This window comes from Streptomyces sp. SID486, from assembly GCF_009865385.1.
Classification (GTDB): domain Bacteria; phylum Actinomycetota; class Actinomycetes; order Streptomycetales; family Streptomycetaceae; genus Streptomyces.
In genome coordinates, this window is record NZ_WWJT01000408.1 from 1 (window position 1) to 10,209 (window position 10,209).

Here is a 10,209-nt window from a genome sequence, read left to right on the forward strand (position 1 = left end):
GTTGCGGCGCGCGGAGGCCGGTGCGGGGGGCGCCCGGACACTGGAGCGGCTGCGCCGGGGCGCGCGGGAGGCGGTCACCGTGCTCGGCACGGGCTTCCTGCGGCACCCGGAGAACGGGGCGCTGCGCGCGGAGGTGCGCCCCGGGGAGTTGCGGACGGCGCTGCTGCGACTGGTGTACCGGCTGCTGTTCGTCTTCGTGGCCGAGGACCGGGACGCGCTGCTCGCGCCCGATGCCGACCCCTCGGCCCGGGAGCGGTACGAGCGGTACTTCTCGTCCGCCCGGCTGCGCGCGCACGCCCGCGGGAGGCGCGGCACGGCACACGGCGACCGCTACGCGGCGCTGTGCCTGGTCCTGACGGCGCTCGGCCGGGAACGGGGGCGGCCGGAGCTGGGTCTGCCGGGCCTTGGCGGCCTGTTCACCGAGACGGACGCCGATGCCCCGCTGCGCGGGCTGAAGCTGTCCGACGAGGCCCTGTTCGCGGCGGTGCGCGGGCTGTGCCAGGTGGGCGAGGACGGTTCGGGGCCCTTGGGGGCCGTGGACCACGGGCGGCTCGACGCCGGGGAACTGGGCTCGGTCCACGAGGCGTTGCTGGGGCTGGAGCCCGTGTACGGCGCGGCGGAGCTGCGGTTCGAGCTGATCGAGGCCGCGGGCAACGCACGGCGGAGCAGCGGGAGTTACTACACACCTGCGTCGCTGGTGGAGAGTCTGCTGGAGTCCGCGCTGGACCCGGTGATCGAGGGCGCGGTGCGGCGCGGCGAGGCGTCGGCGGGCCGAGCGGGCGAGAGCGACCCGGCCGGGGCGATCGTGCGGGAGCTGCTGTCCTTGCGGGTGTGCGATCCGGCGTGCGGCTCCGGCCACTTCCTGGTGGCGGCGGCCCGCCGGATCGCCGGGCGGGTGGCGGCGGCCCGGGAAGGCACCCGCGAGCCCTCCCCGGGCGCGGTCCGCCGCGCCCTGGACGAGGTGGTCACCCGGTGTGTGTACGGCGTGGACCTCGATCCGACGGCGGTGGAGCTGGCGAAGGTCGCGCTGTGGCTGGAGGCGGCGGAGCCGGGCAGGCCGCTCGGCTTCCTGGACGCCCACCTCAAGCACGGCAACGGGCTGGTCGGCGCGACCCCGGCGCTCCTAGCCGGCGGCGTCCCCACCGACGCCTTCAAGCCGGTCGTGGGCGACGACCGGAAGACCGCGGTCGAGCTGCAAAGACGCAACCGGGCCGAGCGGGCGGGCGGTGCCGGACGGCCGCCCGGCCCGGCCGCGGCCGGGCCCCTGCGGGAGCCGGCCGACCTGTGGTGTGCGGCCTTCGTGTGGCCCAAGCGGCCGCAGGCGCCGCAGGCGCCCACCGAGCGGATGTTCAGGGCCCTGTGCGCGGGCGACCGGGCGGCCGTGCCGGAGGCCACGCACGCCGAGGTGGTGCGGCTGCGCGAGGCGTACGGCTTCTTCCACTGGCATCTGGAGTTCCCGGAGGTCTTCCCGGTGCCCGCCTCCGGCGCGGCGGTCCGGCCGGAGACGGGCTGGGCGGGCGGGTTCGACGCGGTGCTGGGCAATCCGCCGTGGGAGCGGGTCAAGCTCCAGGAACAGGAGTTCTTCGCCGGGCGCAGCCCCGCGATCGCGCGGGCGAGGAACGCGGCGGCCCGCAAGCGGGCCATCGCCGGACTGCGCCAGGACCCGGACGGGCGGCTGCTGCTGGCGGAGTTCGAGGCGGCCAAGCGGCGCTCCGAGGGCGAGAGCCACTTCCTGCGCACCAGCGGCCGGTATCCGCTGACCGGCCGGGGGGACATCAACACGTACGCCGTGTTCGCGGAGACCGGCCGCACGCTGACCGGACCGCGCGGGCGCACCGGGATCATCGTGCCGACCGGTATCGCGACGGACGCGACCACCCGCTTCTTCTTCAAGGACCTGGTCACGCACGGCAGGCTTGCGGCCCTGTACGACTTCGAGAACGAGGACAGGATCTTCCCCGGGGTCCACAACCAGCTGCGGTTCTGCCTGCTCACGCTGCGCGGCACCGGGGACCCGGACGAGCCGGCGCAACTGGTGTTCAAGGTGCGCCGGGCGGCGCAGATCGCCGGGCGCCGCTACCGGCTGACGGCGGACGACATTCTGCGGATGAACCCCAACACCGGTACCTGCCCGGTGTTCGGCAGCCGCCGGGACGCCGAGATCACGCTGGGGATCCACCGCCGGGTACCGGTGCTCGTGGACGAGTCGCGCCCGGACGGCAACCCGTGGGAGGTGACGTTCCTGCGCATGTTCGACATGGCGAACGACTCCGCCGTCTTCCGGCCCGACGCACAGCGCGGTGAGACCCTGGAGAACCTCCGGGAGGAGGGCTGGAACCCGAAGGGCAACGTGCTGGTGCGGGGCGAGGAACGGCTGCTGCCGCTGTACGAGGCCAAGATGCTGCACCATTACGACCACCGTTTCTCCACCTACGAGGGCGCCACCGACCAGCAGCTCAACAAGGGCACGCTGCCCCGGCTCACGGACGAGCGGCACCAGGACGCGGGGGCCTGCCCGGTGCCGCGCTACTGGGTTCCCGAAGGGGACGTCGCCACCGGCGAGTTCGGCCGCCGGGGACGCGAGGTCCGGGCGGCGGGGGTCCGCTCGCGGCTGGCGGCGCGGGGCTGGCGGCGGGACTGGGTGCTGGGCTGGCGGGACATCACCAACCAGAGCAACGAGCGCACCATGATCTGCGCCGTCGCCCCCGCGCACGGCTTCGGCCACAAGTTCATGCTCGCGCTCACGGACGGGGCCGCGCTGCTGGCGGGCGTGTGGTCCTCGTTCGTCCTGGACTACGCGGCCCGCCAGTGCGTCGGCGGGACGTCCCTGAGCTACTTCGTGGTCCGCCAGCTCCCCGTCCCCGCGCCGCGGACCCTGGCCCGGCACGCCGGCTTCCTCCTGCCGCGCCTGGCCGAACTCGTCTACACCGCGCACGACCTGGCGGGGTTCGCCCGCGAACTCGGCGACGTCGGTCCACCGTTCCGCTGGGACCCCGAGCGCCGGGAGATCCTGCGGGCGGAGCTGGACGCCTTCTTCTTCCACCTGTACGGCGTCTCCCGCGACGACACGGCGTACGTGCTGGACACCTTCCACGTCACCCGGAGTAACGACGTGCGTCGGTACGGCCGTTACCGTACGAAGGAGCTGATCCTCGCCGAGTACGACCGCATGGCCGCCGCAGGTGCCGGCCCCGGCGCCCCGCTGGTGGAAGGGCGGGACCACGCGTCCACGCTGAGCCCGCCGCCGGGCCGGGGCCCGCGGCACCCGGCCCCCTGAGCGACCCGGCGGGGCGGCCCACCAGCCGGGCTAGCGGCCCCACCAGTGGGGGCCGGCCCCCGGGATGCGGGTCAGCCCTTCTGCTCCACCCGTACCCAGTCGATCTCGGCCCGCACTCCCCCGGCCGCGATCTTGTCGACGCTGGACTGCGGAAGGCCCCAGTAGGGGGTCGTGACCTTGTTCCAGCCGGCCGGGTAGGCGCCGCCGAGGGCGAGGTTCAGGATGACGTACTGGTTGTGGTCGAAGACCCACTGGCCGCGGGTCGACTCCAGTGTGCTGCGGGTGGTCTCCTGGACCAGGCGGTCGTCGACGAGGAAGCGCATCGCCGTCGGCGTCCATTCGACCGCATAGGTGTGCCACTGGTCGGCCGTGCCGCCGTTCGGGTAGGTCTGGCGGGCGCCGATGTTGCCGTCGGCCGAGTAGCCGGGGCCGTGCAGCGCCGTGCTGGTCCAGTCGGAGTAGCCGATGTTCTCCATGATGTCGGTCTCGCCGGAGGCGGGCCAGGAGACGGCGGGGTCGTCGACGTTGCTGCCGAGCAGCCAGAAGGCGGGCCAGAAGCCGTCGCCGACCGGCAGTTTCATCCGGGCGCTGACCTTGCCGTAGGTGAAGTCGAAGTGGGTGTTGGTGTCGATGCGGCCGGAGGTGAAGTCGTAGGTGCCGCCGCCCGCGTGGGTGCAGCCCTTGCAGTACTTCGCCTTCAGCAGCAGGCTGCCGTTCTGGGTGGCGACGGTGTCCGGGGAGTCGACGTACGCCTGGGATTCACCGTTGACCGGGCCCATCTCGGTGCCGGTACGCACCACGCGCCACTTGGTGCGGTCGAGGGCCGCGCCGGTGAAGTCGTCGAAGAAGGTGGTCCGGTAGCTGCCCGGGGGATCGGCGGGGAGTGCCGGGTAGGCGGCGACGGCGCTGCCGCCGGTCCCCCACACCTGGAACTCGTAGAGGGAGTAGCCGAACTGGGCGGTGGCGGGCGCCGGGTTATAGAAGGAGCGGCGTTCCTTGCCGAGCATGCGGACGTAGCGTCCGGTCGCCGGTGCGGGCAGCCTGACCGTGTCGTGCAGGCCCGCCGCGTCACCGGGGGCCTTGACGTCGGCGCGGCGGGCGGCGATGTCGGCGGCGGACGGTTCGTAGACCGTGCGCCAGGTGCGGTTGTCGTCGGAGACCTGGAGGAGGTAGTCGACGGCGTAGGCCGACTCCCAGTACAGGTCCACGGTGTCGATCGTGGAGGGCGCTCCGAGGTCCACCGACACCCACCGGTCCTTGTTCCAGTCGCTCGACCAGCGGCTGGCATCGCCTCTGAGGTCGGCGGGCCAGCCGCCGTCGGTCAGGAACGCCGGTGAGTGCCCGGCGTCCTGGTAGTGGTCGGCGTACGCGGGGTGATTGAGGGCCAGGTTGGTGCGGGTGGCCGACGCCGGGGCCGGCTCGCCGCCGTAGACCTTGAAGTTCCACAGGGAGTAGCCGTAGGGCGTGGCGCGTTCGAGGCCGCGCAGGCGGACGTACCGGCCGGTGACCTCCTGCGGGTAGGTGTGCGCGGTGACCGAGCCGCCGGTGCCGGCCGTCTCGGTGTAGAAGGGCGTCCAGTCGGTGCCGTTCTTCGAGACCTCCAGGACGTACCGCTTGCCGTAGGCGGCCTCCCAGTCGAGGGTCACCCGGTCGACGCGGAGCACGGAGCCGAGGTCGACGCGGAGCCAGGCGTCGTCGGCGAAGTTGCTGGACCAGCGGGTGGCGCCGTTGCCGTCGAAGGCGAGGCCGGGGGCGGTGCCGGCGTTCTCGCTGCCGGAGGCGGTGACGGCCGCCGGGTTCACCGCGTAGGCGGCGGCCGCCCGGTCGGTGTCCCAGGCGGCGGCGGTGGGGGCCGCGGCTGCGGGGGCGGCCAGGAGCGGGCCCGAGCACAGCAGGGCCGTGGCGGCCAGGGCCGCGAGCAGGGTGCGGGGGACGCGGGTGTGCATACGGCTCTCCTCTGGGGTGGAGGTGCACTTCCTGATCCACGACCACACGAGTGTCACGTACATGACATTCGTGAGCCGTGGGGGGACCGGTGGACACGGGCTGCCCGCCCGTGTCCACCGGCCTTCCGGGCCGGGCTCAGGCGGCCCGGCGGGTCTGGCCGCGGTGGACGCGGACGATGTCCGCGTACCGGCGGCCGCTGCCCTTGATCGTGCGGACCTGCGTGCGGTAGTCGACGTGGACCAGGCCGAACCGCTTCTCGTAGCCGTACGCCCACTCGAAGTTGTCCAGCAGCGACCAGGCGAAGTAACCGGCCAGCGGGGCACCCCTGCGCACCGCCGAGGCGCAGGCCGCGAGGTGGGCCTCCAGGTAGTCACGGCGCTCGGGGTCCTCCACGCTGCCGTCGGGGCGCACCACGTCGGGATAGGCGGAGCCGTTCTCGGTGACGTAGATCTTGCGGGCGCCGTACTCCTCGGTGAGCCGGAGCAGCAGCGTCTCGATGCCGGAGGCGTCGATCTCCCAGTCCATACCGGTGCGCGCGACACCCTCGCGCCGGACGGAACGGACGTACGGCGCGGGCCCCTCGGGGTCGTCGGCGACGTACGCCGGGAAGTAGTAGTTCAGGCCGAGCCAGTCCAGCGGGGCGGCGATGTCCGCCAGGTCCCCGTCGGACAGCGGCAGTTCGACACCGTAGGTCTCCACCATGTCCGCCGGGAAGCCGCGGCCGTGGACGGGGTCGAGCCACCAGCGGTTGACATGGCCGTCGTGCCGGCGGGCCGCCGCCACGTCCTCGGGGCGGTCGGTGGCCGGGTGGACCGTGGAGAGGTTGTTGACGATGCCGATCTGCGCGCCGGGGGCGGCGGCCCGGATCGCCTGGGTGGCGAGGCCGTGGCCGAGGAGCAGATGGGCGGAGGCGCGGACGGCCGCGGTGAGGTCGGTGAGACCCGGGGCCATCTTGCCTTCCAGGTGGCCGATCCAGGCCGAGCAGGACGGCTCGTTGAGGGTGGCCCACAGGTTCACCCGGTCACCGAGCCGGGACGCGACGGCCCCGGCGTACTCGGCGAACGCCAGGGCGGTGTCCCGCTCCGGCCAGCCGCCGCGGTCCTGGAGCGCCTGCGGCAGGTCCCAGTGGTAGAGGGTGACGGAGGGGGTGATGCCCGCCTCCAGCAGACCGTCCACCAGCTCGTCGTAGAACGCCAGGCCCTTGGGGTTCACCGGTCCGGTACCGCCGGGGACCACGCGCGGCCAGGCCACCGACAAGCGGTAGCCGTCGACTCCGAGCTGCCGCATCAGGCCGATGTCCTCGCGCCAGCGGTGGTAGTGGTCGCAGGCGACGTCGCCGTTGTCGTCGTTCGCGATCTTCCCGGGGGTGTGGGAGAAGGTGTCCCAGATCGAGGGCGCGCGGCCGTCCTCGGCCACGGCTCCCTCGATCTGGTACGCCGCTGTGGCCGTGCCCCACAGGAAGTCGTGCGGGAAGGCGGCGAGGTCGATGCGTTCGGACACGGAAGTTCCTTCGTGATCAGGGGTGGTGGTCACTTGACCGCGCCCGCCGTCAGACCCGTGACGAGATAGCGCTGGAGCAGCAGGAAGCCGGCCACCACGGGCACGCTGACGACCAGCGAGGCGGCCATGATCTGGTTCCAGTAGACGTCGTTGAGGGTGGAGTAGCCCTGGAGGCCGACGGCGAGGGTACGGGTGGTGTCGTTGGTCATGACGGACGCGAAGAGCACCTCGCCCCACGCCGTCATGAAGGCGTAGACGGCGACCGCGACGATGCCGGGTATCGCGGCCGGCACCACGATCCTGAACAGGGCGCGCAGCGGGCCGCAGCCGTCCACCAGCGCCGCCTCGTCCAGGTCGCGCGGTACCGAGTCGAAGTAGCCGATCAGCATCCAGATGGAGAACGGCAGCGAGAAGGTGAGGTAGGTGAGGATCAGACCGCCACGGGAGCCGAACAGGGCGATGCCGGTGGCGTTGCCGATGTTGACGTAGATCAGGAACAGCGGCAGCAGGAAGAGGATGCCGGGGAACATCTGCGTCGACAGCACGGTCACCGTGAACACGCGCTTGCCCCGGAACTGGTACCGGCTGACGGCGTAGGCCGCGAACACCGCGATGACGACCGAGAGGACCGTCGCCGAGCCCGCCACGATGAGCGAGTTCACGAAGTACCTGGCGAGCGGGACCGTCGACCAGATGTCGACGTACGGCCGTACGGTCAGACCGCTGGGCAGCCAGCGGAACCTGCCGGTGACGTCCGCGAGCGGCTTCAGCGAGCTGGAGACCATCACGTACACCGGGGTCAGCACGAACCCGGCGAGCAGGGTGAGGAAGATCCGGCGGGACCACAGGAACGAGCGCGGCGGTGCCATCGGCGAGCGGGTGCCGGCCATCGGCGGGCGGGGGCTAGACATCGGCGGCCCTCTTTCCGCGCGAGGTGAACAGCAGGTACCCGCCCGTGACGACGAGCAGGAAGAGCAGCAGCAGGACGGACATGGCCGAACCGGTGCCGAAGTTCCAGGTGACGAACGACGCCTGGTAGATGTGGACGGAGATGAGGTCGGCGGCCTCGGGCGCGGACTTGCCGAACAGCACGTACGGCGTGTTGAAGTCGTTGAACGTCCACAGGAACAGCACCAGCACCAGCACCTGGTTGACCGGGCGCAGCGAGGGCAGGGTGATGCGGCGGATCTGCTGCCATGTGCCGGCGCCGTCCAGCGCGGCGGCCTCGTACAGCTCCCGGGGGATGTTCTGCAGCCCGGCCATCACGATGAGGAAGGCGAACGGCCAGCCCTTCCACACCGACACGGTCAGCAGGGCGTAGAAGCTGTTGTCGCCGATGAGCCAGAACGACCGCTCGTCGGTGAGGTGCAACTGGTCGTGCAGGACGTGGTTCACCAGGCCGTTGTCGTGCTGGAACATGAACACCCAGGTGATGACGGCCGCGTAGACGGGCAGCGCGTACGGCACCAGGAAGAGTGCCCGCAGCAGTCCGCGTCCGCGGAAGGTGTCCTGCATGAAGACCGCGGCGGCGGTGCCGATCAGCCAGCACAGGCCGACGGACAGCACCGTGAAGCCGACGGTGACGAAGAAGGAGTGCAGCAGGGCCTCGCCGACGGGGGCGTCGAAGTCCACCGACACCCGGTAGTTGCCGAGACCGGACCAGGGGGCGGTGCCCCAGTCCCGGATGTAGAACTGGGTCAGTTCCTTGAAGCTCATCACGATGCCGATGACCATCGGCACCAGATGGACGAGGAGTTCGAGCAGCAGGGCGGGCAGGAGCAGCAGGTACGGCAGGGAGACGCGGCGCAGCCGCCCGGGGCGGCGGCGGGGTTCGCTCGCCGCACCGGGGGCCGCCTGGCGCACCGGCTCCTTGAAGGCGGTGGTCGTCATGTCCGGGCTCACGCCGCCGGCATCTGCTGCTGGGCCTTCTGCAGCTTCGCCTTGACCGATTCGGCGGTCACGGCGCGCCCGGCGGCGGCGTCGGCGAACAGGTCCTTGACGGCCGTGCCGACCGCCGTCTCGAACTGCGACTCGGACGGGACCTGGGGCAGGGCCGCCGCGCTGGTGGCGAGGGTGTCCTTCAGCACCGCGGTGGCCGGGCTGCTGAACGCGGCGTCCGACTGGGCGGACTTGACCGGCGGGATGGAGCTGTATGCCTTGTTGAGGATCTTCTGCTCCTCGTCGGACGTCATGAACTTCACGAACCGCGTGGAACCGTCGAGGTTGTCGGTGTTCTTGAAGACGGCCATGTTGATGCCCATGACCGCCGAGTTGACCTGGGTGCCGGAGCCGGGCGTGCCGGAGATCACCGGCACCGGCGCGATGCCGTAGGAGTCCTCGCTCATGCCCTGGGACTTGAGGTTGGCGGCGGCCGACTGCCACAGCAGCATCGCCTGCTTGCCCTTGGCGAAGTCGCTCACCGACTGGTTCTGCGCGTACTCGGCGTCGCCCGTCGGGATGGCCTTGTCCTTGGCCATGAGGTCGACGTAGCTCTTGACCGCCTCGACCACCTTGGGGCTGGTGAAGTCCGGCTTGCCGTCGGCGGTGAAGAAGTCGGCGCCGTGCTGCTTGGCGAAGACGAAGACGTGGTGGATGTTCTCCGAGAGGTTCGAGCCCTCGGCGCCGAGCGCGGACTTGCCCTTGGCCTGGATCTTCTTGCTGTCGGCCGTCAACTCGGCCCAGGTGGCCGGGGGCTTGGTGATGCCGGCGTCGGCGAAGATCTTCTTGTTGTAGTAGAGGGCGTACGCCATCGAGTACAGCGGGACGGCGGCCGGGTCCTTGCCCTGGGCACCGGTCGAGCCGAGCGCGGTGTCGGCGAACCGGTCCCGGCCGCCGATCCGGGCGAAGTTCTTCGCGTCCCACGGCAGCAGCGCGCCGGTCGCCTGGAGGGAGGCGCTCCAGGTGTTGCCGATGTTCAGCACGTCCGGGCCCTGACCGGAGGTGGTCGCGGTCAGGATCCGGTTGAGCAGGTCCGACCAGGGCACGACCTCCAGCTTCACCTTGATGCCGGTCTGCTTCTCGAACTTGTCGAGCTCGGGCTGGAGAACCTGCTTGTCCACCGCCAGACTGGCACCCTGGTTGGAGGCCCAGTACGTCAGCGTCTTCGGGGAGTCGTTCGACCCGCCGCCGGTGGACGAGCCGCCCCCGCAGGCCGTGGCCGCGAGGGCGAGTGACAGGGTGACGGCGCCTACGGCCGCGGCTCGGATGCTGCGCATGGCTTCCCGGTGTCCCTTCGGGGGTTGTACTCATGACTTAATTTAGGACGTGAGTTAATCCGCACGAGGGGCCCTCGTCAAGGGATTCGACAGCCCGATCCGGTCCGGACCGGCCCGTCGGGGGCCTGTGACGGCCTTCGCGGGCGCCGGCCGGCCCCGGCCGTCCGTGTCGCGCCGGCTCGTGGGCACCGTCCGGCCGACGGGGCGGTGCCCACGGCAGGGCGGTGCCGACGGCGGGGCGGTCCGCACGGCCGGGTGCTCACAGCGAGG

At 71.7% G+C, this 10,209-nt stretch carries 6 protein-coding genes; 1 reads left to right on the plus strand and 5 read right to left on the minus strand.

What is annotated here, in order from left to right; all coding sequences use genetic code 11:
* Positions 1 to 3,277: DNA methyltransferase (locus GT045_RS19695; RefSeq protein WP_202528483.1), on the plus strand; the 3,277-nt coding region annotated here is incomplete at its 5' end.
* A 71-nt stretch (positions 3,278 to 3,348) separates the two neighbouring features.
* Here GT045_RS19695 and GT045_RS19700 read toward each other — a convergent pair.
* The 5 genes from GT045_RS19700 to GT045_RS19720 form a co-directional block, all read right to left on the minus strand.
* Positions 3,349 to 5,223 carry a discoidin domain-containing protein gene (locus GT045_RS19700; protein ID WP_161297180.1) on the minus strand — a complete coding sequence of 625 codons (1,875 nt, stop codon included), beginning with the start codon at positions 5,221 to 5,223 and terminating at the stop codon, positions 3,349 to 3,351.
* A gap of 136 nt (positions 5,224 to 5,359) precedes the next feature.
* Positions 5,360 to 6,724, minus strand: coding sequence for a GH1 family beta-glucosidase (locus GT045_RS19705; protein WP_161297178.1), 1,365 nt, complete (start codon positions 6,722 to 6,724; stop codon positions 5,360 to 5,362).
* A 29-nt stretch (positions 6,725 to 6,753) separates the two neighbouring features.
* Complete coding sequence (locus GT045_RS19710) at positions 6,754 to 7,593, minus strand: carbohydrate ABC transporter permease (RefSeq protein ID WP_161297182.1); 840 nt, start codon at positions 7,591 to 7,593, stop codon at positions 6,754 to 6,756.
* A gap of 34 nt (positions 7,594 to 7,627) precedes the next feature.
* Entirely contained in the window at positions 7,628 to 8,614 is a 987-nt protein-coding gene (locus GT045_RS19715; protein ID WP_161334947.1) for a sugar ABC transporter permease, read from the minus strand.
* A gap of 8 nt (positions 8,615 to 8,622) precedes the next feature.
* A complete protein-coding gene (locus tag GT045_RS19720; RefSeq protein ID WP_161297171.1) occupies positions 8,623 to 9,939 on the minus strand; it encodes a sugar ABC transporter substrate-binding protein in 1,317 nt (438 codons plus the stop codon).
* Positions 9,940 to 10,209: the final 270 nt, after the last annotated feature.

What these genes read in the sequence shown, in the direction of transcription:
- GT045_RS19700 (WP_161297180.1), bottom strand. Translation starts at nt 5,223, where the DNA reads ATGCACACCCGCGTCCCCCGCACCCTGCTCGCGGCCCTGGCCGCCACG.
- GT045_RS19710 (WP_161297182.1), bottom strand. Translation starts at nt 7,593, where the DNA reads ATGGCACCGCCGCGCTCGTTCCTGTGGTCCCGCCGGATCTTCCTCACC.
- GT045_RS19715 (WP_161334947.1), bottom strand. Translation starts at nt 8,614, where the DNA reads ATGACGACCACCGCCTTCAAGGAGCCGGTGCGCCAGGCGGCCCCCGGT.
- GT045_RS19720 (WP_161297171.1), bottom strand. Translation starts at nt 9,939, where the DNA reads ATGCGCAGCATCCGAGCCGCGGCCGTAGGCGCCGTCACCCTGTCACTC.